This is a genomic window from Hirschia maritima DSM 19733, from assembly GCF_000378345.1.
Lineage (GTDB): Bacteria > Pseudomonadota > Alphaproteobacteria > Caulobacterales > Hyphomonadaceae > Hirschia > Hirschia maritima.
In genome coordinates this window covers 285,186-308,025 of sequence record NZ_KB899544.1, presented here as the reverse complement: position 1 = coordinate 308,025, position 22,840 = coordinate 285,186, and the positions used below count along the sequence as shown (strand labels likewise).

The 22,840-nt window shown below is 45.6% G+C and carries 25 protein-coding genes; 17 read left to right on the top strand and 8 right to left on the bottom strand.

The window, feature by feature from the left end:
- From F551_RS0101235 to thiD, 12 genes are all read left to right on the top strand, one after another.
- Positions 1 to 897, top strand: a complete 897-nt coding sequence (locus F551_RS0101235; protein WP_051089134.1) for a hypothetical protein — start codon at positions 1 to 3, stop codon at positions 895 to 897.
- A gap of 133 nt (positions 898 to 1,030) precedes the next feature.
- Positions 1,031 to 2,395 (top strand): Tol-Pal system beta propeller repeat protein TolB, encoded by a 1,365-nt coding sequence (gene tolB / locus F551_RS0101230; protein WP_018995651.1) that lies wholly within the window; start codon positions 1,031 to 1,033, stop codon positions 2,393 to 2,395.
- 328 nt (positions 2,396 to 2,723) lie between these two features.
- On the top strand, positions 2,724 to 3,272 hold the full coding sequence (gene pal / locus F551_RS0101225; protein WP_018995650.1) for a peptidoglycan-associated lipoprotein Pal: 549 nt from the start codon (positions 2,724 to 2,726) through the stop codon (positions 3,270 to 3,272).
- 68 nt (positions 3,273 to 3,340) lie between these two features.
- Entirely contained in the window at positions 3,341 to 4,195 is an 855-nt protein-coding gene (gene ybgF / locus F551_RS0101220; RefSeq protein ID WP_018995649.1) for a tol-pal system protein YbgF, read from the top strand.
- A gap of 33 nt (positions 4,196 to 4,228) precedes the next feature.
- Positions 4,229 to 4,768: a type III secretion system chaperone family protein gene (locus F551_RS0101215; protein ID WP_018995648.1), complete on the top strand. Its 540-nt coding sequence runs from the start codon at positions 4,229 to 4,231 to the stop codon at positions 4,766 to 4,768.
- The gene (gene tilS, locus F551_RS17000; protein WP_169334114.1) at positions 4,722 to 6,137 is read left to right on the top strand and encodes a tRNA lysidine(34) synthetase TilS; all 1,416 of its coding nucleotides are present in this window, start codon (positions 4,722 to 4,724) and stop codon (positions 6,135 to 6,137) included. The genes F551_RS0101215 and tilS overlap by 47 nt, the downstream gene beginning before the upstream one ends.
- Positions 6,138 to 6,406: 269 nt before the next feature.
- On the top strand, positions 6,407 to 8,326 hold the full coding sequence (ftsH, locus tag F551_RS0101205; RefSeq protein ID WP_018995646.1) for an ATP-dependent zinc metalloprotease FtsH: 1,920 nt from the start codon (positions 6,407 to 6,409) through the stop codon (positions 8,324 to 8,326).
- A gap of 138 nt (positions 8,327 to 8,464) precedes the next feature.
- Positions 8,465 to 8,782 (top strand): cupin domain-containing protein, encoded by a 318-nt coding sequence (locus F551_RS0101200; RefSeq protein WP_018995645.1) that lies wholly within the window; start codon positions 8,465 to 8,467, stop codon positions 8,780 to 8,782.
- Positions 8,783 to 8,785: 3 nt separating this feature from the next.
- Complete coding sequence (locus F551_RS0101195) at positions 8,786 to 9,367, top strand: NAD(P)H-dependent oxidoreductase (RefSeq protein WP_018995644.1); 582 nt, start codon at positions 8,786 to 8,788, stop codon at positions 9,365 to 9,367.
- Positions 9,360 to 10,172, top strand: a complete 813-nt coding sequence (gene folP, locus F551_RS0101190) for a dihydropteroate synthase (protein WP_026296582.1) — start codon at positions 9,360 to 9,362, stop codon at positions 10,170 to 10,172. The genes F551_RS0101195 and folP overlap by 8 nt, the downstream gene beginning before the upstream one ends.
- Positions 10,173 to 10,270: 98 nt before the next feature.
- Positions 10,271 to 11,320: a toll/interleukin-1 receptor domain-containing protein gene (locus F551_RS0101185; protein WP_018995642.1), complete on the top strand. Its 1,050-nt coding sequence runs from the start codon at positions 10,271 to 10,273 to the stop codon at positions 11,318 to 11,320.
- Complete coding sequence (thiD, locus tag F551_RS0101180; protein ID WP_018995641.1) at positions 11,317 to 12,165, top strand: bifunctional hydroxymethylpyrimidine kinase/phosphomethylpyrimidine kinase; 849 nt, start codon at positions 11,317 to 11,319, stop codon at positions 12,163 to 12,165. The genes F551_RS0101185 and thiD overlap by 4 nt, the downstream gene beginning before the upstream one ends.
- Here the strand turns inward: thiD and F551_RS0101175 are convergent.
- Positions 12,155 to 12,616 carry a DMT family transporter gene (locus F551_RS0101175; protein WP_018995640.1) on the bottom strand — a complete coding sequence of 154 codons (462 nt, stop codon included), beginning with the start codon at positions 12,614 to 12,616 and terminating at the stop codon, positions 12,155 to 12,157. The genes thiD and F551_RS0101175 overlap by 11 nt on opposite strands.
- Before the next feature lie 130 nt (positions 12,617 to 12,746).
- Between F551_RS0101175 and F551_RS0101170 the strand changes: the two genes are divergently transcribed.
- From F551_RS0101170 to serA, 4 genes are all read left to right on the top strand, one after another.
- Positions 12,747 to 13,574 carry a PhzF family phenazine biosynthesis protein gene (locus F551_RS0101170; protein WP_018995639.1) on the top strand — a complete coding sequence of 276 codons (828 nt, stop codon included), beginning with the start codon at positions 12,747 to 12,749 and terminating at the stop codon, positions 13,572 to 13,574.
- 171 nt (positions 13,575 to 13,745) lie between these two features.
- Positions 13,746 to 14,906, top strand: coding sequence for a phosphoserine transaminase (locus tag F551_RS0101165; RefSeq protein ID WP_018995638.1), 1,161 nt, complete (start codon positions 13,746 to 13,748; stop codon positions 14,904 to 14,906).
- A 3-nt stretch (positions 14,907 to 14,909) separates the two neighbouring features.
- Complete coding sequence (locus tag F551_RS0101160; RefSeq protein WP_018995637.1) at positions 14,910 to 15,203, top strand: dATP/dGTP pyrophosphohydrolase domain-containing protein; 294 nt, start codon at positions 14,910 to 14,912, stop codon at positions 15,201 to 15,203.
- 49 nt (positions 15,204 to 15,252) lie between these two features.
- On the top strand, positions 15,253 to 16,830 hold the full coding sequence (gene serA, locus F551_RS0101155; RefSeq protein ID WP_018995636.1) for a phosphoglycerate dehydrogenase: 1,578 nt from the start codon (positions 15,253 to 15,255) through the stop codon (positions 16,828 to 16,830).
- A 57-nt stretch (positions 16,831 to 16,887) separates the two neighbouring features.
- On the opposite strand, the gene F551_RS0101150 is transcribed toward serA, so the two are convergent.
- From F551_RS0101150 to ruvC, 5 genes are all read right to left on the bottom strand, one after another.
- Complete coding sequence (locus F551_RS0101150; RefSeq protein ID WP_018995635.1) at positions 16,888 to 17,733, bottom strand: ThuA domain-containing protein; 846 nt, start codon at positions 17,731 to 17,733, stop codon at positions 16,888 to 16,890.
- A gap of 71 nt (positions 17,734 to 17,804) precedes the next feature.
- Positions 17,805 to 18,440: an alternative oxidase gene (locus tag F551_RS0101145; protein WP_018995634.1), complete on the bottom strand. Its 636-nt coding sequence runs from the start codon at positions 18,438 to 18,440 to the stop codon at positions 17,805 to 17,807.
- Positions 18,441 to 18,628: 188 nt separating this feature from the next.
- On the bottom strand, positions 18,629 to 19,717 hold the full coding sequence (locus tag F551_RS16030; RefSeq protein WP_018995633.1) for a serine hydrolase domain-containing protein: 1,089 nt from the start codon (positions 19,715 to 19,717) through the stop codon (positions 18,629 to 18,631).
- Between the two features lie 27 nt (positions 19,718 to 19,744).
- Positions 19,745 to 20,374 (bottom strand): Holliday junction branch migration protein RuvA, encoded by a 630-nt coding sequence (ruvA, locus tag F551_RS0101135; RefSeq protein ID WP_018995632.1) that lies wholly within the window; start codon positions 20,372 to 20,374, stop codon positions 19,745 to 19,747.
- On the bottom strand, positions 20,371 to 20,874 hold the full coding sequence (gene ruvC / locus F551_RS0101130) for a crossover junction endodeoxyribonuclease RuvC (RefSeq protein WP_018995631.1): 504 nt from the start codon (positions 20,872 to 20,874) through the stop codon (positions 20,371 to 20,373). Before ruvC ends, ruvA begins: the two co-directional genes overlap by 4 nt.
- A gap of 160 nt (positions 20,875 to 21,034) precedes the next feature.
- Between ruvC and F551_RS0101125 the strand changes: the two genes are divergently transcribed.
- A complete protein-coding gene (locus F551_RS0101125) occupies positions 21,035 to 21,772 on the top strand; it encodes a hypothetical protein (protein ID WP_155825699.1) in 738 nt (245 codons plus the stop codon).
- A gap of 9 nt (positions 21,773 to 21,781) precedes the next feature.
- Here F551_RS0101125 and F551_RS0101120 read toward each other — a convergent pair whose 3' ends face one another.
- Entirely contained in the window at positions 21,782 to 22,246 is a 465-nt protein-coding gene (locus F551_RS0101120) for a YcgN family cysteine cluster protein (protein WP_018995629.1), read from the bottom strand.
- Between the two features lie 10 nt (positions 22,247 to 22,256).
- On the bottom strand, positions 22,257 to 22,751 hold the full coding sequence (locus F551_RS0101115; RefSeq protein ID WP_018995628.1) for a hypothetical protein: 495 nt from the start codon (positions 22,749 to 22,751) through the stop codon (positions 22,257 to 22,259).
- Positions 22,752 to 22,840: the final 89 nt, after the last annotated feature.

Genomic DNA, 22,840 nt, shown 5'->3' with positions numbered 1-22,840 from the left:
GTGCGCCCAGGTATATTCCTCTCAACCATCCTACATGGGGCTATATTCGGCTCAGCCTATGTCGTTTTCCCTATGGCAACGACAACCATGTCCGAAGAAACAATCATAGTTCCAGTCGAGTTGGTTACGATTGATGACACCACGAATCTAACAGCGCCTCAACCAGATCCAGTGGAAGAACCTGAACCAGACCCCACACCGGAACCTGAAGAAGTCCCTCCTGAAGAAGAGCCGATTCCAGACGAAGATGCTGAAGTTTCAGATGAACCTGATCCATTTGCAGAAGAAGATGGTGAAACTGAATCAGAGCCAGAAGTTGCCGAACCTGAACCTGAAGAAACTCCGGAAGAAGCTCCCGAACCTGAAGAGACACCAGAGCCCGAGCCTACTCCCACACCAGAACCTAAAGTAATTCCACCTGAAGAAGACAAAAAAGAGAAATCAAATTCTTTCTTGGATAGCGTTCTTCAAACAACGGACAATAAGAAGAAAACACGTGAACGTGAATATCGTTCTGCTCCGGATCTAAAAAAGGTCGAAAACGTCAATAAAAACGTTCGATCTGCAGGTGATCGTGCACGTGACACAGCAACTTGGACAGCAATGCTGCGTTCCAAACTAGAAACAAGTGGTTGTTATCGAGATCCACGCGATATGGCAAATTATGACAGGCTCCAGGTAACTTACGCCATTACATTTACAAAAGACGGACGATTGATGCGCACGCCGAGGCGCTTGAAACCCACAATAATACCTCAAAGTGACCGCCAATTGCGTACATTTGACCTTAATGCTCAGCGTGCCATCGAAAAATGCGTACCTTACGATGACATTTTCCCTGCGGAACATTATGAAGAATGGAAAGACTTCGAGTTCAACTTTGCCGCTGGTAATTAGACATTCATCTAGACGATAAAAAGCAATGAACTGCTTTTAAAATGACAAAATTCCGACAGATCATTATGGTGCAAGGAGATAACCATAATATCTGAACCAAAACAGTGACTATGAAGGATAGGAGATCCTCGCCATGAAATCAGCCGTCAGCGCTATCGCTGCATTGTTATGCAGCCTGCTTTGCCTGCCCGCTTATGCGCAGGATAGAAACGTCGTAAATATCACTAAGGGAACTTTCGAGGCCATGCCAATGGCGATCCCTGATTTCTCAGGAGATACACCAGAAGCAGCCACTGTTGGAGCTGATATTGCTCAAGTGATCCGCAATGATCTGGCCGGATCCGGCCTTTTCCGTATGATCAGTCCAGACGCTTTTGTAGAAAAAAACCTAGATATTGCTGTTCTGCCAACTTTCGGTGACTGGAAAGTTATAAACGCGGACTCACTGCTTGTCGGTAAAACGATCATTACCCCAACAGGTGCAATGGCAACCCAGTTCCGTCTATTTGATGTTTTCACCGGTAAACAACTCTACTCACAAGAATACACTGTTTCTTCTCGCGATAGCTGGCGACGTATGGCTCACATTATTGCTGATGATATTTATGAGCAACTAACACCAGACAGTGGGTATTTTGATAGCCGCATTGTATACATTGAAGAAAGTGGCCCCAAAACAAAACGAATTCGTCGTTTGGCAATCATGGATCAAGATGGCGCGAACCCAGAAAATCTAACAGACGGACGCATTGAAGTTCAAACACCACGTTTTGACCCTTCTTCTCAGACCATTATTTACACTGCTTTGGTTCCGGATGCTCGCAACCCACTTCTTGAGCGTCGCCGCGTATACCTGTTTGATATCGAAACAGGCCGTCAGGAAGTTATTGGTGACTATGGTCTCACCTCCTTTGCCGCGCGTTTCGCGCCTGATGGTCAAAGCGTTGCTATGAGTTTGGCTGAAGATGGAAATTCGGATATCTACGTTCTTGATCTGGCCCGCCGTCAACGTACGCGCCTGACAAATGACCCTGCAATTGATACCTCTCCTTCCTATTCTCCTGATGGGTCAGAAATCGTTTTCACATCGGACCGAGGTGGATCACCGCAACTATACATTATGAACACGGATGGATCAGATCGTAATTGTGAAAATGGACCACCAGGAAAAGCTTGTCGTGTAACATTTGGTCAAGGAAGCTATTCAACTCCCGTTTGGTCCCCAAGAGGTGATTTGATTGCATTCACCAAACAGTCCAAAGGTCGTTTTGAAATCGGTGTTGTTAAAACAGATGGCACCGGAGAGCGCTCTCTTACTTCCGATTACTTGGTGGAAGGCCCCACATGGTCCCCAAATGGACGTGTGATTATCTTCTTTAAAGAGTCTCGCGGAGGCCGCCCTAGCCTCTGGAGTATTGATTTGAGTGGTCGAAACTTAAAAAGAGTTCCTACTCCGGGTGATGCATCAGACCCAGCATGGTCACCAGTACTAAGATAATACAACTTCAAAGGCCGCTCACTAGAGCGGCCTTTAATTTATTGAAATTAAAAATATTTTTATTGATTCTAGGCTCATTTAATCGGAATATTTAGCTGCTAAATACGACTAATCAAAGTGCTTACAATTTAAGCGTTATTATGAAAATCGTGTTAGAGGGCACAGAAAGTGTTGCAGTTTTCCCTGATGCAGCATTATGGTGAACACGCGTTCATCGATCGTGCGCTAGTTTCGTATAATGGTCATATAAAGCCATTAGGAAGCAAATGCATTTCGTTTCACGTCTTAAACTGGGCGTGCCGCGTCCTAAGGGGAGTCTGTAAGACCTATGAATTACAAAGTAAGCTTTGCTGCACTAACGTTTTCAGTTGCGGCCCTCGCATCCGGTTGTGCATCTACAGTAGAAGAGCCAGCACCGGTTCCAACACCAACACCTGTCGCTACACCAGCGCCAGTGCCAACACCGACACCAGCACCTGCACCTGTTGTTCCACAAGGCCCAATTCCTGGTTCCCTTGAAGACTTCAACGTGAATGTTGGTTCAAAAGTCTATTATGATGTTGATGAGTACCGTCTTGACGATTCCGACCGTCAGGTTCTTGCACGTCAGGCTGCTTGGCTTAACGCATACCCAAGCGTGTCAATCCTTATCGCAGGTAACTGTGATGAGCGCGGAACACGTGAATACAACATTGCTCTAGGTGAGCGCCGTGCTGCTGCAGCTAAAGACTACCTAATGGGTCTTGGTATTTCAGCGTCACGAATTGAAACTGTTTCATACGGTAAAGAGCGTCCTACAGACCCTCGTTCAATCCCAGAAGCATGGTCAGTAAACCGTAACGCTTTCACTCAGTTGATTAGCGGCGTAACTGGCTAAATCAGTTTACTGCAGTTTGCCTCCACGTTGCCATATTTTGGGCGTGGAGGCCTGCTAGTAACACATTCATGAACATGATGCGTGATCTTCGTCTCCTAACTGCCGCGGTGCTTTCGCCTGTGGTTGTTTTTACGTCTACCTTTGCTCTGCAAGCTCAGGCACAGGTGAGTGTTGACCCGATGGTAGCCAGGCTTCAGAGCCGAATGGATACGATTGAACAGAATATTCAACGTGCCACAGGCGGCGTTGAACGATCTGGCTTTCAGGTAAATCAACTGCGAAGACGCATAGAAACACAAGCTCAAGAAATCTCTACGCTCAAGCAAGCCCTTGCGGCTCAAAATGAGCGCATGAAAAAGCTTGAGAGCATCATAAACGCTCCGCTGAGTGAAGCCGCAAATGCTGCCAATCTACCTGCGGAAACAACAACACCGCTTGTCGGCGCAACAGATTCAACAACAAAAGCCTCTATCGCTGCTGCACGCGCAGACGAGACTATCGAGTCGAAGGCTGATATTGTTCAAGAACTTCCAGAAGATCCAAGCAAATTATTTAGACAAGCCAAAAACCTGCTATTGAAGGGCGATTACCCTTCTGCAGAAACAGCCTTCTCGCATCTTGTTTCAACGCATTCCGAGGCACCCGAAGCAGCTGAAGCTCAATATTGGTTAGGCGAATCACTTCTGATCCAAGAAGCTTTCCCTGAAGCAGCTGAGGCGTATGTTGCTCTTATTCGCAATTACCCTGAAGCCGCCAAAGCACCAGACGGACTTGTAAAGCTGGCACGCTCTCTGCGCATGATGGGTGACACGACGCAAGCTTGTGGCGCACTATCAGAATTATCGAACTTGTATCCACAGACGAATCCGATGACACGCAGCCTTGCTAAGACTGAGCGTGATCGCGCCGGTTGTGACAGTTAATTGAAGCCAACTCTTTTATAGAAACGAGTGCGAATGCTATTTCAACGCGCCAGTTTTAAGAATTCCTGTTCGGCTATATTGGCCTTTTTCATGCTGACACAAGCAAATATTCTTGCTTCAGCACAAACAACACCTGCTTCAGCAGAGCGTGTTCGTGGTGGAATTCTGGATGCCTCAGATGCCAATCGACTTTCGCGCTTCATGACATCACTTGGCTACCAAGCTGATCGCGCAACTGGACCAGCCGGTGACCCTATCATTGCCGGACGCATATCAGCGACTGATTACACAATACAGTTTTACGAATGTGAAAATGGAGAGTTTTGTAATTCAATCCAGTTTCTTGCTGATGCTCCCATTCCTCCGGGCATGACTATGGAACAGGTGAATGCATTTAATGCTCGCTGGCGCTATGTTCGAGCATCTGTTAATTCCAACGTTGTAAGATTACAAATGGACGTGAACTTGGATGGTGGCGTAACTGCTGGTAATATCGAGGACACACTAGATATATGGCGCCGTCTACTTGAAACATTCGAAACAGAATTTGCAGCTCAAGCTACAACTCAGTAATGCTGCTGAATTCTCACACAAATCCGCAAAAGAAATCACATCTTTAGCAAATGCTGCCAAGCAACTAATTTGCGCAAACCTCAACCTCCTCACCCAGAGACTTGGTCAACCTTGCAATCTGGGTATTGCCGTATCTGGCGGATCAGATTCGCTTGCGTTTTTATTCGTTGCTAAAGAATGGGCTGAGCAAAGAAATATAGAACTCAAAGCACTCACTGTGGACCACGGACTGAGGCCAGAGGCAGCTCTCGAAGCAGATTATGTCAAAGATTTATGCAAGAAGATCGGCGTCCAACACACCACATTAAAATGGACATACGATAAGTCACATAAAATCACGCAAGAAAATGCCAGACAGGCGCGACACACATTATTTTGCAAATGGACAAGTGACCAGAATATAAATGCGTTGCTCCTTGGGCATACACTAGATGATCGATTAGAAACCATGATGATCCGGCAAAATGCCAATTCCAGTGATTATGGATTAGCCGCTATGCCAAGCCTATCCGCTAGCCCAGTTTGGCCCAATGGTCGGAATTTACTCATGCTGCGCCCAGCAAATCAACTATCCAGATTTGATTTACAGGCCATACTAATCAACCAAAATATTCGTTGGGTTTGCGATCCTTCGAATGAAAACGAAGCCTATGAACGTGTACGCATTCGAAATTTTCTCACAAACCTAACTCCTGAAGATAGAACTAATTTAGAAACAAAACTCTCTGCCTTGTCTCAAGAGCGTGCAGATACAAATATAAACCTCAACAATTTTCTTAGCACACATGCAAATTGGAATGATGATGGAAGTGTTGGATTGTCCATCTCAAATCTAGCTAAATTGGAACACCATTTATCAATTCGCTGCTTAGAACGTATTTTGTTGTGCGTTTCTGGAAGCCAACAAAGTGTAGGATTGAGCCGAGTTGAAGCGTTATTCAATACTATGGCTTCCACTAAAGACCAAAGCGCCCAAACCCATTGCTTGGGTGGCTGCTGGATCATCCAAAAAGACGATCAGCTAAGCATCTATCCAATGCCAACAAAACGAGCAAAGACTCTTAACGCGCCTAACGCTGCCCATCAGCCCCTGCATCCGCATGAAACAGTATATTTTCAAAACCGTTTTGCAGTCTCACTGAATGCAGAAATTGATGGTGTAAAATTAATTACGTGGGATGAAGCAAGCATTTACGGCTACACTCCCCCCTCCCCATCAACAGATAAAAAAGCTCGTCGAGCAATGCCAATCGCGATAAAACAAACCGGGGCCTCTTCCTCTCCAATATGCCTGCAAGCAGAAGACTATAAAGTAACTCCCTTGCACCATTTGCGAAGCACGCATTTGAGCCATGAAATTTTTCTGTAAATTTCTTCAATCTATGAAGCTCGATGGCTCGCTTTTGATCAGTTTTTTCTATAAACACTAAGTAGAATTGTTCAATATACAGACAATGTGCTAAAATTAATGCTTCAGATACAAAAAGGCATTTTTGTAAGCATTTGTTTTTGTTGATCAAATGTTATGAAACACTATTAGATTGTGAACGGTTTAAAGATTGCATCTCGTTTTTCTATATATGCCTACCTATGTTGAATCATAATCTAGTTTAATCCGACCGTTGAAAGGTTTGCCGCATGAACATGCGCAATCTGGCGCTCCTAGGCGTCGTTCTGCTTTTACTCTTCTCCTTCGTCACTGTGATGCAAGGCAATTCGGCACAGCAAAACGCTGGCAAAATTTCTTATTCTGAGTTCTTGAAAAAGGCTGAAAATGGAGAGATCAAAACCGCCGTTTTCAAGAGCAATCAGATTTCTGGTAAAGATGCTTCTGACACCACATACACTACGCACATGCCTCCGATTGAATTCAATCTAGGAGAAAAACTTGCGCAAGATTATGGCGTGGACGTTTCTTCTGAGCCTGTAAATCGCGGTGGCGGTATCCTTGGATATTTGGGTAACTTCCTACCGATCCTAATTATTATCGGAATTTGGTTCTTCCTGTGGCGTCAAATGCAAGGTGGCGGCGGTGGCCGTGGAGCCATGTCATTTGGTAAATCCAAAGCTCGTCTTCTAACTGAACGCCAAGGCCGCGTCACATTCGATGATGTTGCGGGTGTAGACGAAGCCAAAGAAGAACTTCAAGAAATTGTTGAATTCCTTCAAGAGCCAGGAAAATTCCAACGCCTTGGTGGTAAGATCCCTAAAGGTGCCCTTCTTGTTGGTCCGCCAGGGACAGGTAAAACACTTATCGCTCGTGCCGTTGCCGGTGAAGCAAACGTCCCATTCTTCACAATATCAGGTTCTGACTTTGTTGAAATGTTCGTGGGTGTAGGTGCTTCTCGTGTCCGCGACATGTTTGAACAAGCCAAGAAAAACGCACCATGTATCATCTTCATCGATGAAATTGATGCTGTTGGTCGTTCTCGTGGAGCCGGCCTCGGCGGTGGTAATGACGAACGCGAACAAACACTCAACCAATTACTTGTTGAGATGGACGGTTTTGAAGCCAATGAAGGAATTATCCTGATTGCTGCAACAAACCGCCCAGATGTGCTTGACCCTGCTCTATTGCGTCCTGGACGTTTTGACCGCCAAGTAACTGTTGGAAACCCCGACATTATTGGTCGTGAAAAAATATTGAAAGTTCACATGCGCAATGTGCCTGTAGGCAAAGACGTTGATCCAAAAGTTGTTGCTCGCGGAACACCGGGTTTCTCTGGTGCAGACCTTGCGAACCTTGTAAACGAAGCTGCTCTTCTTGCTGCGCGCCGCGGTAAACGTGTTGTTGCAATGCGAGAATTTGAGGACGCCAAAGACAAGGTAATGATGGGACCTGAGCGCAAGTCCATGGTCATGTCAGAGAAAGAGAAAACTTTAACAGCTTACCATGAATCTGGCCACGCCATCGTTGCCCTAAATGTGCCCGAAGCTGACCCTGTTCACAAAGCAACAATCATCCCGCGTGGTCGCGCTTTAGGTATGGTTATGCGCTTACCTGAAGAGGACAAGTTGTCAGAGAACTTCACTCAGATGACTTCCTTCCTTGCGATTGCAATGGGTGGTCGTGTGGCTGAAGAGCTTAAATTTGGAAAAGATAAGATCACATCTGGTGCATCATCTGACATTCAGCAAGCTACTAGACTAGCTCGCGCAATGATCACCAGATGGGGTTTCTCTGACAAAGTTGGAACGATTGATTATTCAGATGATGACGGACAAAACGTCTTCCTAGGTCAGTCAATTGGTCGTTCGAAATCAGTATCCAGTGGAACAGCTGAATTGATTGAAGAAGAAGTGCGTCGTCTCATCGACGAAGCAAACGCAACAGCAATGCGTATTCTGACTGAAAAGAAAGATGATTGGATTGCGCTTTCTGAAGGTCTTTTGGAATACGAAACGTTGTCCGGTAAAGAAATCAACGAACTTCTTAAAGGCAACCCGCCTGAACGTCCTGACGATTTTGATGCAGGCCCGACATCAGCTGTTCCTGTTGTTAAACCGAAGAAAAAGCCAGAAGGCGAAGTCGGTGGTAGCGAACCAGAAGGCGCATAACCTTCTTTGATATCGGAAGATTATTTAAGGCGAGGCTAGCAATAGCCTCGCTTTTTTGTCTGTAATTGCCGTTTTAATGTCATTTCTGCAATTAATTCCGCGCAGTAAGAATTCTTCACCACCAAAGGAGGAATACAAATGCCGAAGAATTTTACAGATCTAACAAGCTTCAAAGCTGAGCAACCATGGGGCTCCAAAAACTTAGCACTCATTGAAGGGGCCAGCGTGCGCCTCCATTGGACTGACACTCCTTACAAGTGGCACATTAATGAAGGGTCAGAAGTGTTTATGGTTATCTCTGGTGAAGTGGACATGAAATACAAAATAGGTGCAGCAATTCACTCAGTTCAGCTTGGCCCGCTTGATGTATTTGTGGCAGAAGAAGGTGATGAACACGTAGCCCATCCAATTGGTGAAGCACGAATTCTTGTCATTGAAAAACAGAACAGCGTCTAATTTATGCCAAACGCCCTCATCATCAATGCCTATCACCCACATCCCGGCACTGATGGAAAACTCACAACGTCGTTAGAAAAAGAAGCTTGCCTGATCTTGAAAGATAAAGGCTATACAATCGCTCGAACACATCCACCAGACGGGTGGAATGTAGAAGATGAAATCAACAAGCACATCTATGCGGATCTGATTCTACTATTAGCTCCCGTCTACTGGATGGGCGTCGCTTGGAGTTTCCAGAAGTACATGGACGAAGTGTATTCAGACGGAATGGACGGTCAGATGAGCAATGGCGATGGCAGAACCCGCAAAGATCCCAGCAAACTCTATGGCACTGGCGGAAGACTGACGGGTAAATATATAATCGCCACAACATTCAATGCACCTGAAACAGCTTTCAACAACCCAGCGCAACCATTGTTCAAAGGTAAGAGCGTCGACGATCTTTTTTTCCCAATGCATGCTAATTTTCAGTTTTTTGGATTAAAGCCCCTCCCTAGCTTTGCCATGTTCGATGTGTATAAGAACCCAGATATAAAAAACGACCTCGCAAAGTTTAATCTACATTTGGATACACATGCCTAAATCACCCTCTATAATGGGAATTATCAATGTCACACCTGATTCATTTTCAGATGGTGGACAATATTCTGCGGCCGATATCGCAATTGAACATGGACTAAACCTCCTTTCTCAAGGAGCGGATTGGCTAGATATAGGCGGTGAAAGCACACGCCCCGGTGCCATGCCGGTTTCCGCAATGGAAGAAATAAACCGCACATTACCCGTAATCACCGGCTTACGTGCCAATACAGATGCACTCATATCAATTGATACTATGAAGCCTGAAGTCGCAATTGCCGCGGTTCAAGCTGGCGCAGATATGTGGAATGATGTCAGTGCCGGACGGTTTGCCAGTGATGGCTTAGAGATCGCCGCGCAACTAAAATGCAGACTTTGCCTTATGCACATGCAAGGCGAACCACGCTCCATGCAAGCTGCCCCCAAATACGATGATGTCGTTGACGATATTTCCAAATTTCTAGCTGATCGCGCAAACCTAGCTATCAAAGCTGGCGTAAAACCTGAAAACATTTGGATTGATCCGGGCATAGGTTTTGGTAAAATCCTCAACCACAATATCGAACTCATGCGCAATCTCGATAAAATAATCCAAAGCACTGGCTTTCCAATGTTGTTTGGTGCTTCGCGAAAGCGTTTTATCGCCAACATCGACCAACAAGCTCAAAATGCATCAGATCGTCTAGGCGGCTCTATTGCTGTTGCCCTTGCAGCAGCAAACCATGGTGCCGATATAATTCGTGTCCACGATGTACAAGAAACAAAACAAGCTTTGATGGTTCAAAACAAGTTGAATTCAATAGAATAAGGCCTAACAAATCAAAATCTCTCTAAAATAGCTTTATCCTCCTCCCTCTTCTTGGCATGCTGCCCTCAAACAACTGACTACGAATTGCGAGATACGTGATGGCTGATATTTTTGTTTCCTACAAAAAGGAAGATGCAGGACGTGTGGTCCGCATAGTCGAAGGTTTAAGAGAAGCCGGTTTTTCAGTGTGGTGGGACCATGGAATTGCTCCGGGGGCTCAATGGGATCAAACCATCCAAAAAGAGCTGAATGATGCCAAAATGGTCGTGGCCGTTTGGTCCGAACTTTCCATCTCTGCACCATGGGTCAAAGAAGAAGCTGGCGTAGGTAAGGCGCGGGGCAAGCTCCTTCCCGTTCGAATTGATGATGTAGAACCTCCGCTAGGTTTTGGCCTCATTCAAATGGCTGGCCTCATTGACTGGGATGGCGACCTTGATGATCCGCGATGGGAACACTTCTTAGCCGCTGTCAAAGCCACCCTATCTGGTGAACCCGTTAAAGGGCTCGAACGCCCTGTAAAACGCAAATCCGGTTTTACAAAAATGCTACCCATTCTAGCGTTATTTACCCTTGTGGCCGGTGTAGGTGTCTTTGTTTTTCTAAAATTGGATTCCATTATGGGTATTTCAGTTGATTATGATGACGGGACATCATCAGAATACGCACGCAACGGTTCACCTAAACCCACCGACGCTGAAAACAGTTTGTTTGAAAAAGCCCAAACATCATCATTAAAAGCTGACTATCTGGATTATCTGAAAATTTATCCACAAGGCGCATTCGCAAACAAAATTAGAGAAGAAGTCTTACCTTTTTGTAGCTATGAGCAACGCGAGAAATGGACGTGGTCTGGCACACAACAAATGATGAGAGGTGTCTCTGAACAACAGCAAATTGGAAGCGACCTCATAAAGTTTGAAACAGAAGATCAAGCCTGTGAAGCAGCGAAAGAAGACGTTACATTGCGGTCTGATCAAACTTGCGACTTGCTAGCTTCTCGCGTTCAAGCCAGAGACCATAAAATGGAGCTTGCTTGGCAGGATTGTGACTGCAAATTTATCGTCGACTCTTGGTTTTGCAGTGTAGATCCAACATATTCCTGCTCTTGGGAAGTCAACACACCTGAGAATATTGAGGTTTGTAAGTGAACACTGAAAATAAGCCTCTGGGACGAGTATTAGTCGTTGCGGGTTCCGACTCAAGTGGTGGTGCCGGTATCCAAGCCGATATCAAAACAATCACAATGTTGGGAGGATACGCCTCGACAGCGATCACCGCCCTCACTGTACAAAACACCCAGGGCGTTAGCGGTGTAATCCCCGCCCCAATAGCAGGTGTGACCGGTCAAATGACCGCCATTCTGTCGGATATAGGAGCTGACACCATAAAAACCGGTATGCTCGGGGACAAACAACTCATCGAAGCCATAGCCCAAACACTAGCAGATTTTGCTTCCAACATACCCAGAATTATTGACCCGGTCATGGTTGCAACTTCGGGCGATAAGCTCCTTCCCAATAACGCCATAGATACATTAAAAGCGCTATTCATAAGAGACGCCATCATGACGCCCAACGCTCCGGAAGCCTCTCTCATAACTGGAAAAGAAGTATTCGATCTAAATGGTCAACGACGTGCAGCTGAATACCTGCTAGAAGCTGGTGCCAAAGCCGCCATCATCAAGGGTGGGCATGTTGAAGGCGATAAAATCGTTGACCTTATTGCAACCCCTGAAGGTGAAATTTTCTGCGAACATGAACGCATCAACGCCACCTCAACACATGGCACGGGTTGTACACTAGCATCGGCAATCGCAACTGGTATCGCTCAAGGTTTCAATTTGGAAAATGCATTTAAACGTGCACAAATTTACGTGTCTCAAGCAATCCAACACGCACCACAACTAGGCAGAGGAAATGGACCATTGGGGCACAATTGGCCTATCAAAAATCCTGAATTGGCCCAGAATTTACTATCACAATTCAAGGCTTAATAACGAGCCACGTTCCAAATATCAAAGCGATAATTCCCACAACTTTTTCCCAAGAAATTGTACGCACTTCCAATCCAAACGCGCCAAAATGGTCAAATGCAACAGATGCCACGAGTTGCCCTACGATAATAGCAGATATCCATGCTGTTGCGCCTATACGCGGCACTCCAAAAGCCGTTGTGGCCACCATGTATGAACCAGCAATCCCGCCAAGATAAACCCACCAAGGAGCGCCAGCCAATTTAGACCAGTTGGGAAGACCTGCACCTGTCGCGATTGAAAGCGTCAATAGAATAATCCAACCACCTGTGAAGGAAATCAGCGCAGCATGAAGTGGATTACCGATGAGTACATTCAATCGGCCATTAATCATGCCCTGCGCAGACACCAAGACACCGCCCAACAAGGCTATACTTAAAATCAAAAATCCAGCGGCGGAATTGGTGGGCATAATCACCTCAAATCAATCTATTTTATAACTGATATCACTTCCACAGATTCGACCAATAATCTATTATTAAGTGAACATTCGTTCTCCAAAACGTTCTTGTTTTTCCAAAATATTTTGAAGGTTATTTCCGATGCCTAGCTACTCTTTTTATCACATTGACGCGTTTGCACGCGAAGCATTTAAGGGAAATCCAGCCGCTATCATTCCGGTACCACACTTCCTCGATACAGCGCTAATGCATACGATAGCTGCCGAAAACAATATTGCTGAAACAGCGTTTATTGTCGCAAAGGAAAATGGCGTTTGGGATTTGCGATGGTTCACCCCCGCAGTGGAAGTTCCATTATGTGGTCATGCAACATTAGCTGCAGCACATGCAATCTGGGCGCACGAGGGGTATGAAGGCAATGAAATTGGCTTTGATACCAAGTCGGGCCGTCTGACAGTTAAGAAACTAGATGATGGAAGGCTCGAAATGGATTTCCCAGCAAATACCCCAGAACAAGTCCCTCCTCGTTTGGACATTTCAGAAGCATTGGGCGACACACCTGCTGAATATTGGCAAGGTGATTACATGGTTGCAGTTTATGAGAAATCCGAACAAATCATCAATCTTGAGCCAGATTTCCTGAGCTTAAAAAATTGCTCTATAGATCCTAAAAATACAAAAAACTGGGTAACATGCGTTGCACCAGCCAGCGGCAAACACAAAGAAGACGGTTTTGACATCGTTGCACGCTTTTTTGCCCCTGGTTCGGGTGCCGATGAAGATCCCGCTACCGGATCAGCTCACTGTATTTTGGCTCCGTTATTCGCTGAAAAGCTTGGCAAAACTCAACTGAGTAGTTTCCAAGCTTTTCCAGGACGTGGAGCAGAAATTGATACGAAACTAGATGGTGATCGTGTGAAGCTTCGTGGAAATGCAATGACGTTGATAGAAGGAAAAATTCACCTTTAAATCAAATTATACCTCCTGATTTGGTGAAATTTTTCACATTCAACTGCAATTCAAAAAATCATTTTCACAAAAATGTGGCTTGCAATTTTTCTTCATTTGAGAGAAAGAGGCTGTGGGCCAAGCGTCCCCAACGGCGCTCAGCCTATCTGTAAGGATAGGAGTACAATTCAGATGACTATGATCACGACACCAGACGTGCGCCCTGCGCGTGCCGAGTTTTCTTCAGGCCCTTGTGCCAAACGTCCAGATTGGACACCGGCATCTCTTGAAGATGCTCCAAATGGTCGCTCTCACCGAGCCAAAATCGGTAAAGCAAAACTAAAACTCACAATCGACAAATCCGCTGAACTTCTTGGCCTGCCTGAAGGCTATCGCCTTGGTATCATGGCTGGATCTGACACGGGTGCTATTGAAGCGGCTATGTGGTCCATGCTTGGTCCACGCCCAGTAGATGTATTTGCTTGGGAAAGCTTTGGTAACGACTGGGTCACGGACGTCACTAAACAGCTAAAATTAGACGCCGAAGTCCACACAGCTGACTATGGTCAATTACCTGACCTTACTAAAGTGCGCAAAGAAGCAGACGTGATCTTCACCTGGAACGGAACAACTTCCGGAGTGAAAGTCGCAAACGCTGACTGGATTCCAGATGATCAAGAAGGTTTGGTTTTCTGTGACGCGACATCAGCTGTTTTCGCACAAGACCTTGAGTGGAAAAAACTCGATGTTGTAACTTACTCTTGGCAGAAAGTTTTGGGTGGTGAAGGTGCACACGGTATCCTTATTCTGTCTCCAAAAGCTGTTGAACGTCTGGAGACATTCACACCTGACCGCCCTCTTCCAAAACTTTTCCGCATGACAAAAAAAGGCAAGTTGAACGAAGGCATTTTCCAAGGTGCGACTATCAACACGCCTTCCATGCTAGCCGTTGAAGATTGCCTAGATGCCCTTAACTGGGTTGAAGGCCTCGGCGGTGTAAAAGCCACTATGGCTCGCGCTGATGCCAACCTAGCCGCAATTGAAAAATTCGTAGCTGGTTCTGATTGGGCAGACTTCCTTTGTGAAGACCCTGCTACACGTTCCAATACATCCGTGACCTTGAAAATCACAGATGCACGCGTTGCTGGTTTGGAAACAGCCGACCAACAAGCATTCGTTAAAAAGCTAACTGGCCTTCTTGATAAAGAAGACGTTGCTTATGACATCGCTGGCTACCGTGATGCCCCTCCGGGACTTCGCATCTGGTGTGGAGCTACAGTTGACGCGTCAGACCTTGAGAAGCTTGGTCCGTGGCTAGACTGGGCATTTCAAACAGCAGTAGCAGAGCTCTAAATCATGACCGAAACCAGCAAATCTATTTTGGTTTGGGGTGATGAAACGTTTGGCGAAGTCCAAGATCCTGTCGCACTTGTTAAACGTGCGGCAGAAGAAATGGACGAACTAATCGAAGCCCTCGAAAATGGCGATACCGACGAAGCAGGTAAAGAAGCAGCAGATGTAACCATCCTGCTTCATCGCCTCATGGGCACCCTAAACAAAGAGCTTGCTGATGAAGTCGATAATAAGATGAAAATCAACAGAAATCGCACTTGGAAATCCGCTGGTGACGGAACCGGTGGACATATCTAAGCCCCTCCTCGTGCACAGTTTCAGCGCTTATGCGCAAAAGGAATATACCATGACTATTAAAGTTCTTATCGGTGACAGCCTAGCTCCTGGAGCTATCGATATTTTCAAAGCTCGCGGCATCGAAGTTGATGTTAAAGTGGGCTTATCTCAAGATGAGCTAGCGGACATCATCGGTGATTACGATGGTCTTGCTGTGCGTTCAGCCTGTAAACCAAACGCAGCAGTGTTTGAAAAAGCCACAAAACTAAAAGTAGTTGGACGTGCGGGAATTGGTGTCGACAATATCGACATTCCAGCTGCGACTGCCAAAGGCGTGGCTGTAATGAACACACCATTTGGAAACGCTGTGACAACGGCAGAACACGCAATTGCAATGCTCTTCTCAGCCGCACGCCAAATTCCAGCTGCATCAGTTCGCACACAAAATGGCGAATGGCCTAAGAAAGACTATGTCGGAACAGAATTATTCTCAAAGACACTAGGTCTGATTGGTGCTGGTAACATTGGTTCATTGGTCGCCGAACGCGCCCTTGGCCTTAAAATGAAAGTTGTCGCTTTCGACCCATTCCTAACAGAAGAACGCGCTGTTGAACTTGGTGTTGAAAAGGTTGAGCTAGAAGAACTTCTTGCTCGTGCTGATGCAATCACATTGCACACACCGCTAACAGACCAAACGCGTAACATCCTCTCACGTGAAAACCTTGAGAAGACTAAAAAAGGTATCATCATCGTGAATTGTGCTCGCGGTGGTTTGGTTGATGAAGCAGCGTTAAAAGACCTCCTCGACAATGGTCACGTCAGAGCTGCAGCTCTAGATGTGTTTGAAACTGAACCTGCTAAAGAGCACGCTCTATTTGGCACATCAGGCTTTATCGCTACACCGCACCTTGGAGCCTCAACTGTTGAAGCTCAAGACAATGTGGCATTCCAAGTTGCTGAACAAATGGCGGATTATTTGCTGACTGGTGCGGTATCTAACGCCCTCAACATGCCATCTATCACTGCTGAAGAAGCCCCTCGCCTGAAACCATTTGCTGAACTAGCAGAAAAACTTGGTGAGTTTGCTGGGCAGGTTTCAACGGAAGGTTTTGACGCTGTTGAAATCGAATACGAAGGTGAAGTCACAGAGCTTAACCGCAAACCACTCACATCGGCCGCTCTTGCAGGTATTTTGCGTGCCAGCATGAAAGATGTGAACATGGTTTCAGCACCAACTGTTCTTAAAGAACGCGGGATTGACCTGAAAGAAAGCACTCAGGATGAAAGCCCAACTTATGACAGCTTGATCCGTATTAAGGTTCGCGTAGATGGCAAATGGCGCACTGTTTCTGGCTCAATCGTGAACGGTCAATGCCGCATTGTTGCAGTCAAAGACATGTCGCTGGATGCAAAATTCCGTCCCTTCATTCTGTTCGTCAACAATAATGACGAACCTGGATTTATTGGTAGCCTTGGTTCAATCCTCGGTGAAGCTGGGGTCAACATTGCGACGTTCAACCTTGGTCGTGAAGAAGAAGGCGGCGACGCAATTGCTATGGTAGGTATAGACCAAGATATTCCTGCAGATGCTATGAACAAAATCAATGATCTAGAACACGTGCGCTATGCAAAAGTGTTGAAGTTTTAGTATAAACATCGATCATGCTGTGGGCGCTGAGTGATATCATTCAGCGCCCTTTTTGTATCAACAGGTATCATCAGACATCGTCCACTGAATTGCATTGGTCAGCAGCCGTCGGTAGGTTTCATTTTCGTAAGGCTCATGAGTGTGACCTAGAGCAGAATAAAACGCCTTAGAATTTTCAAAGGGACACGATACCCAAACCAAAGGATGTTTGGCGGGATCATCACTCATACTGAGACTTTCTCCTCCCCAATGTACTGCAACTCCTGGCTCGTAACTTTTTTCATCAATTCCCACCAAGGTAGTCTTTCCTTCATTTGGCAAGATAGCCCGTTGAAAGCTGTACCATTCATCATTGGCCACCCACCTATCTGGAATGCCTTCCATGACAGGGTGTGTTTTTGCCAAGTTCACAAGAGTGGCATCCTGAAACTGAGGTGTAGACGGGTGCCCAATAAATTCAGGTCCGATTAAAGTATCATCATACCAGGGCCAATCTGTGTGAGACATATCTCCAGCGCCATGGATTCCGATCCAGTCTCCCCCCGCCGCCATCCACTTTTGAAACGCCACCTCTTGTTCTGAAGTAAGCGCATCGCCGCTCATGTTATTAAACACAACCAGATCAAACCGAGCCAAGTCTTGATCGTTAAAAACTGCCGAATTGACTGTCGTAAACAGTCCCATCTCGTTAGCCAACGTATAATCGGCAAAGAAGAGATCCGCGCCTGCGATCCCTTCATTATGTCGCCAATCTTGAGTTTCAGAAAAAACTAAAATTGCAGGTTGCTTCATCCACTCGACTATATGAGGAGGTTGCTCCAGCTCGCTTTGTTGTGAGGTTCCGTTCAAAACCGTGCAGGCCGACAATGCTAACCCAAAAACTCCCAAAAGAGCATGCCGCATAACTACTTCCCATATCAAAATCTACAGATAGTGAGAAGCAGTATTGATTGCGCCATCATAACTAGCAAGTATTACTTTTGTTTTGTCTCAGTGTTCGCAAAGACGTGATTTGTATCACGGTGGCGTGCTTCATCTTCCCGCACCACAAGTACAACATCACGCAGAGTAGCGCCTTCAGCTAAATCCCAATAATCTATCGCGATTTGAGGAGCTGGTACATTTTCAAGTTTTCCTGCTTCTATTTCTTCAAGGTAATGAGTGTAACTAACTACCGCTTCTTCTTCCAGATATCCCACAAACCGATGTGCTGTTTTGGGCATGAAGAGATAGAAAAAGAAGTACGCATTATAGAAAATCGCTTGTGTCACCATGATCAAAAAGCGTTCCCAGATTGTTGGCTGCGAGACTTCAACAAACACCATTAAGTGCATGCGTTCATTCTCTGCCTCATCTAGCAATTCTTTAATCCACCCTTGATCATCGCGAATGTGACGCAAGGATTTGAGATGTTGCAGTAAACCACCCACCATTCCCGGCACTGCGGCAACGGTTTCAAGTACTACAGCGCGATGTCCGTATCTTTTCTGAAAAAATAGATCGGCAAATACTCTCAGGAATTTCACGAGTCCAAGCGCGAAACGATCGCTCAGAGTTTTTGCTTCGTAATGGCCAACATCATTCAGGTTGGCAGTCGCAGCTTCAACCATTTTATTTCACCTTTGTATCAAAGACCGTAAGTCTCATACACAAAGGTGATCCTTCAGCTCTTGCAAATCAAGTGCAAAAACTAGGGCATTCTGGCGCGGCTGAAATGACGCATTTCATGGTGAATACTTGGAGTTTTTTTAAACTCATTTCTTCATTTATCTGTTCAATGACGAGAATGTCGACACCGCTATTCTAAGCGGTCTGCAATAACTTTGTTCATCATTTTTTTGAGAGGATCAAATCCCCTTTCGTCAAGTGTAACACCGGCAATTGTTAGATTGAGCGTTGGAACATGAATAACATTAGTCCCCCAAAACCCACTATGATAAAAGATTTGATGTCCCAATATTTCTTCTTCAAAAAGTCCATACCGATATGGGCTTTTATGCGGATGTTCCGGTCCGGTTGTCATTTGCTGCAAAGTTGACGGCTCATGAAATACGGAACCGTTAAACAGCGCATGATAGAATATTGCAATATCTCGAACACTCGCAACAACACCTCCACCACCATACGCATCAAGCGAGCCATGGAACTCATAAGTGTCCTGCTTTAAAAACCATTGATGAGCACGTTCTGGAGCGTTTTGAATTGGTTGTTCAGCTTCATCCCAATAAGTAGAAGAAAGTTGCAATTCGTCTAGTTTCAAAAGGTCACGTACCGCTTGATGAAGCGGCACCCCAGTAGTTTCTCGAAGGATTTCTCCAAGCAGGATATACCCAGTATCTGAATAGCTAAATTCTTTTCCCGATGTCTCCAACGGATCTGTGGAATTAACAAGAAACTCAATTTGATTGGTCGGCGCCCAAATTTTGTTGGGTTTAGAAAACACCAGTTCAACGTATGCATCGTTCACGTGATCGGGCATTCCACTTGAGTGCAACAATAGGTGCCGAACGGTTATTTGATCTGTATCGTACCCATCGCTCTTTAAAAGCGCATTGCTCTCTGCGGAAATTAAATCACCAATGGGTGCGTCAAGCTCAATCAGACCATCTTCCCACAAACGCAGAATGGCTGCAGCCACATATGTTTTGGTGATACTGGCGATTCTGACCGGCGTCGCGACTGTCATCGAGGGGCCATCAGCGGCAGCTAGTCCAGTTTCCGCACGCTCCTCTTCCTTGTGCAGAATGTATAACGCAAATCCCGGTACATCTGAAAATTGAGATTGAACTGCTTCCAATCTGGTCTGCAAAGGTAGTTCAGTAGATTTCACGCTACTGCAAGCAGTTAAACCAATGAACAGAAGAAGGAAAACGTATATCAAGCGCATTAAAGCATCTCCTTTAACTCTCTGCGGTTAGCTCGGAGCCAATGCTTTGAGTGCTGCTTTGATAAGGTCACCTTCGCCTGCGTCTTCACCCAATTCTTTAGCTGCAACCGCCACAGCTTTTTGAGCGTCAACATTTTGATAGCCAAGATTAGTGAGCGCAGACGCCGCCGCGGCACGGCTTCCAGTACTAGCTCCAGCTGACGAAGCTAGCCCTTCAACACCTTCAGAAGGTGTGAAGCTCACAGAGAATAATCCTGCCGGTGGTGGCTTGTCTTTAAATTCAGATACCACGCGTTCGGCCAGTTTTTTACCTACCCCATGCGCGCGCTGCACAGATGCGGCATCCCCCAGAACAATGGCGTCCATCAACTGGGCGGGTGTAAGCGCATCAAGGATATTGAGAGCAGCTTTGGCCCCTACTCCAGGTGCATCCTGTAGGCGTGAGAACCAAGCACGGTCTTCTGCAGTTTCAAACCCATACAGCTTGATTGCATTTTCTGACATTTGTGTTTCCACAAAGACAGTGTTTTCTTGACCGATCGCCAGTTTTGCCAATGTACGTCCACCACAAAACAACACATAGCCAACACCGTTTACATCAACCAATGCCTGCCCATCACCAGTGGCGGCGACTGTCCCCTTTAAACGTGCAATCATGCTGATTTCCTATATGATTTTGGGCTAGAATGGTGAGCTGTTGTAATCGCAACCGCCAAAGCATCTGCAGCATCTGCCGTTACATCGCCCGCTTTAGGTAGCAAACGCTTGATCATAAATGCAACCTGATCTTTGTCGGCATTCCCTGTTCCCACAACACTTTGTTTGATTTTCTTGGCTGCAAATTCATGCACGGGAATTCCCACAAGCGCGAGACCCGCCATTGCCGCACCACGAGCCTGCCCCAGTAAAAGTGTCGTCTTTGGGTTCATATTGACGAATGTTTCTTCTATGCCAGAAATATTTGGCGAATAATCATCAACAACATCTGTAATTTCACCGGCGATCGCAGCTAGCCGCTCAGACATTGGTATATCCGTGGGTGGCTTTATCACTCCATGAGCAACCCAGTTTAGGCGCATGCCCTGCTTATCAATCACGCCCCACCCCGTGTTGCGCAAACCGGGATCTATTCCAAGAATCCGAACATTTTCCTGCATTGCGCAAAACCTCTTAAATCCAAATCACATTAATGAAACACGGTGTATTTCACATTTAAAAGCTACATCAACGTGATTTTGTGTACCTCACGTTAACGCGAATATGATGATTCTATCAAAATTGACTGATCTATGTGATTTATATGCATTGGAAGAGCACATGGCGGAGAAAACTAAAAAATGGCAGTACACGCGGCGCTATATTGGTGGAGCGATACTCTCTAGCCTACTTCTGCCGGCAACCGCCAGCGCCCAGACTGAACCTCTGCTCAAGTTACCAGCCTCTATTGTTTTCCTCAAAATGGATGAGGACGGAGCTGTCCCACCATCCGAACAAGATCGCATAATGTGGAGTCAGTTCCGCATGAATTTGGGTGCCCTTGTTTCTCGCATAGAGCCAATTCCGCATAACAACCTGCTGCCAGGTGGTGAATTAGCAACTGGAGAAGGAAAAGGGTCAGCGATAATGTCTGCGCGTATGGCTGCGCAACGACAAGGATATGACTACCTCATCGTTTATGGCGTTGTGCCAGAAGCTGGAAAAACAAAACAACGCCTGAAGAAAACTAGAAATCCAGCTGTTGCTTTTTCCCGCCATGTTCGCAGCAAATTACCTTTTTGGGATTGGGATTACACAACTGAAGAATACATCGAGACTCGCCCTTCCCATTTAAACCTCATGGGAGAAGTTCACTTGCTAGATTTGAATGGAGGTGCCCCTGTTGCATCTGCATGGGCAGAAATACCAAAAAGAAGCAAATGGCAAAAACTAACCTCGAAGGACAAGAGGGAAGAAGTTGTGGTTCAAAATTTAGCTATTGGAATTGAACGTAAGATTCAAGAATTATCGCATCAAAATTTCATGCATCAAAAATCAATCTCTGAGAGATACCGTTAGGTTATATACCTAAAACTCCATATCTTCCCAATCTACAATCCAATCAAACTCTGTTCCTTCAAAAACAGTGTCTTCTGCAACTGTTTTACCCAAAACCGATTTTCCGAGTTTGTGGATTAATCCTCGGTCTCCAGAAATCAGATGATGCCACTCTGGCAAATCTTTGCCTTCCCAAATCATGCGATATGAACATGTGGACGGCATCCATTTTAAGTCTGGAATTTTTGATGGAGTCAGCGAAACACATTCTGGTACTTTTGCTTTACGATTGTCATAATCTGCACACCGACATGTTGAGGCATCAAACAATTTACAATGTAGTTTTGTATAAGCTATTTCACCGGAATCTTCATCTTCAAGCTTTAACAAACAACATTTGCCGCAACCATCGCACAAACTTTCCCACTCTTCATGAGAAAGCTGCTCAAGAGATTTAGTTTTCCAAAAAGGTTGGTCTTTATCTGTCTTGGTCAATTGAATTTATCTAATCAAATAGCGCATCGATTGCAGACTGATCATCGTTTGAAGATACATCTTCTTCAACACCAACTGCATGATCCCCTAATCCATTTGGATTAATGACACCGCCAATAGTCGCGATCAAAGCATAAAGTTGTTTCGACCAAACTGTTGGATCTCCAAGCGCTTCAACACCGCTTTGTAGAATAACTTGAATTTCACCAATTTTGATTTCAACATTCTGACAGGCTTCATCAAAACGTGCACGAATTTCAGGGTCACACAATTCATAAGCTCGAATAGCTAATTCTTTTGCTCTAAATCCCGTCTGATGAAAGTGATCTGGATAAGCTAAAGGCTTCCAGTCGAGAATCTCTTCTCCCATATCCGGCATTGATTCTAGCATATCAATTAGCATCGCAACTTCATTGAAATGATTCAAATAGTCAGTCGCCAACCCTGTATCAGGGTTGATGTTAGCCGCTGCCAATTCACTTTTATCTAATTGTTCGGCGGTCATTCTACGCCTCAACTGCCCATAATACTGATTTTATAAAATTAATCGAAGACAGTTACCATTCGCTTACCAAACATCCAAGTCGGATAATT

Excerpts from the sequence above, each read along its gene's own strand:
- ybgF (WP_018995649.1), top strand. The coding sequence starts at position 3,341 with ATGAACATGATGCGTGATCTTCGTCTCCTAACTGCCGCGGTGCTTTCG.
- F551_RS0101160 (WP_018995637.1), top strand. The coding sequence starts at position 14,910 with ATGACCGAAACCAGCAAATCTATTTTGGTTTGGGGTGATGAAACGTTT.
- folP (WP_026296582.1), top strand. The coding sequence starts at position 9,360 with ATGCCTAAATCACCCTCTATAATGGGAATTATCAATGTCACACCTGAT.
- tolB (WP_018995651.1), top strand. The coding sequence starts at position 1,031 with ATGAAATCAGCCGTCAGCGCTATCGCTGCATTGTTATGCAGCCTGCTT.
- F551_RS0101125 (WP_155825699.1), top strand. The coding sequence starts at position 21,035 with ATGGCGGAGAAAACTAAAAAATGGCAGTACACGCGGCGCTATATTGGT.
- serA (WP_018995636.1), top strand. The coding sequence starts at position 15,253 with ATGACTATTAAAGTTCTTATCGGTGACAGCCTAGCTCCTGGAGCTATC.
- F551_RS0101150 (WP_018995635.1), bottom strand. The coding sequence starts at position 17,733 with ATGCGGCATGCTCTTTTGGGAGTTTTTGGGTTAGCATTGTCGGCCTGC.
- ftsH (WP_018995646.1), top strand. The coding sequence starts at position 6,407 with ATGAACATGCGCAATCTGGCGCTCCTAGGCGTCGTTCTGCTTTTACTC.
- pal (WP_018995650.1), top strand. The coding sequence starts at position 2,724 with ATGAATTACAAAGTAAGCTTTGCTGCACTAACGTTTTCAGTTGCGGCC.
- ruvC (WP_018995631.1), bottom strand. The coding sequence starts at position 20,874 with ATGCAGGAAAATGTTCGGATTCTTGGAATAGATCCCGGTTTGCGCAAC.
- F551_RS0101145 (WP_018995634.1), bottom strand. The coding sequence starts at position 18,440 with ATGGTTGAAGCTGCGACTGCCAACCTGAATGATGTTGGCCATTACGAA.
- F551_RS16030 (WP_018995633.1), bottom strand. The coding sequence starts at position 19,717 with ATGCGCTTGATATACGTTTTCCTTCTTCTGTTCATTGGTTTAACTGCT.
- F551_RS0101185 (WP_018995642.1), top strand. The coding sequence starts at position 10,271 with ATGGCTGATATTTTTGTTTCCTACAAAAAGGAAGATGCAGGACGTGTG.
- F551_RS0101195 (WP_018995644.1), top strand. The coding sequence starts at position 8,786 with ATGCCAAACGCCCTCATCATCAATGCCTATCACCCACATCCCGGCACT.
- F551_RS0101115 (WP_018995628.1), bottom strand. The coding sequence starts at position 22,751 with ATGACCGCCGAACAATTAGATAAAAGTGAATTGGCAGCGGCTAACATC.
- F551_RS0101170 (WP_018995639.1), top strand. The coding sequence starts at position 12,747 with ATGCCTAGCTACTCTTTTTATCACATTGACGCGTTTGCACGCGAAGCA.
- F551_RS0101165 (WP_018995638.1), top strand. The coding sequence starts at position 13,746 with ATGACTATGATCACGACACCAGACGTGCGCCCTGCGCGTGCCGAGTTT.
- F551_RS0101175 (WP_018995640.1), bottom strand. The coding sequence starts at position 12,616 with ATGCCCACCAATTCCGCCGCTGGATTTTTGATTTTAAGTATAGCCTTG.
- ruvA (WP_018995632.1), bottom strand. The coding sequence starts at position 20,374 with ATGATTGCACGTTTAAAGGGGACAGTCGCCGCCACTGGTGATGGGCAG.
- F551_RS0101200 (WP_018995645.1), top strand. The coding sequence starts at position 8,465 with ATGCCGAAGAATTTTACAGATCTAACAAGCTTCAAAGCTGAGCAACCA.
- F551_RS0101215 (WP_018995648.1), top strand. The coding sequence starts at position 4,229 with ATGCTATTTCAACGCGCCAGTTTTAAGAATTCCTGTTCGGCTATATTG.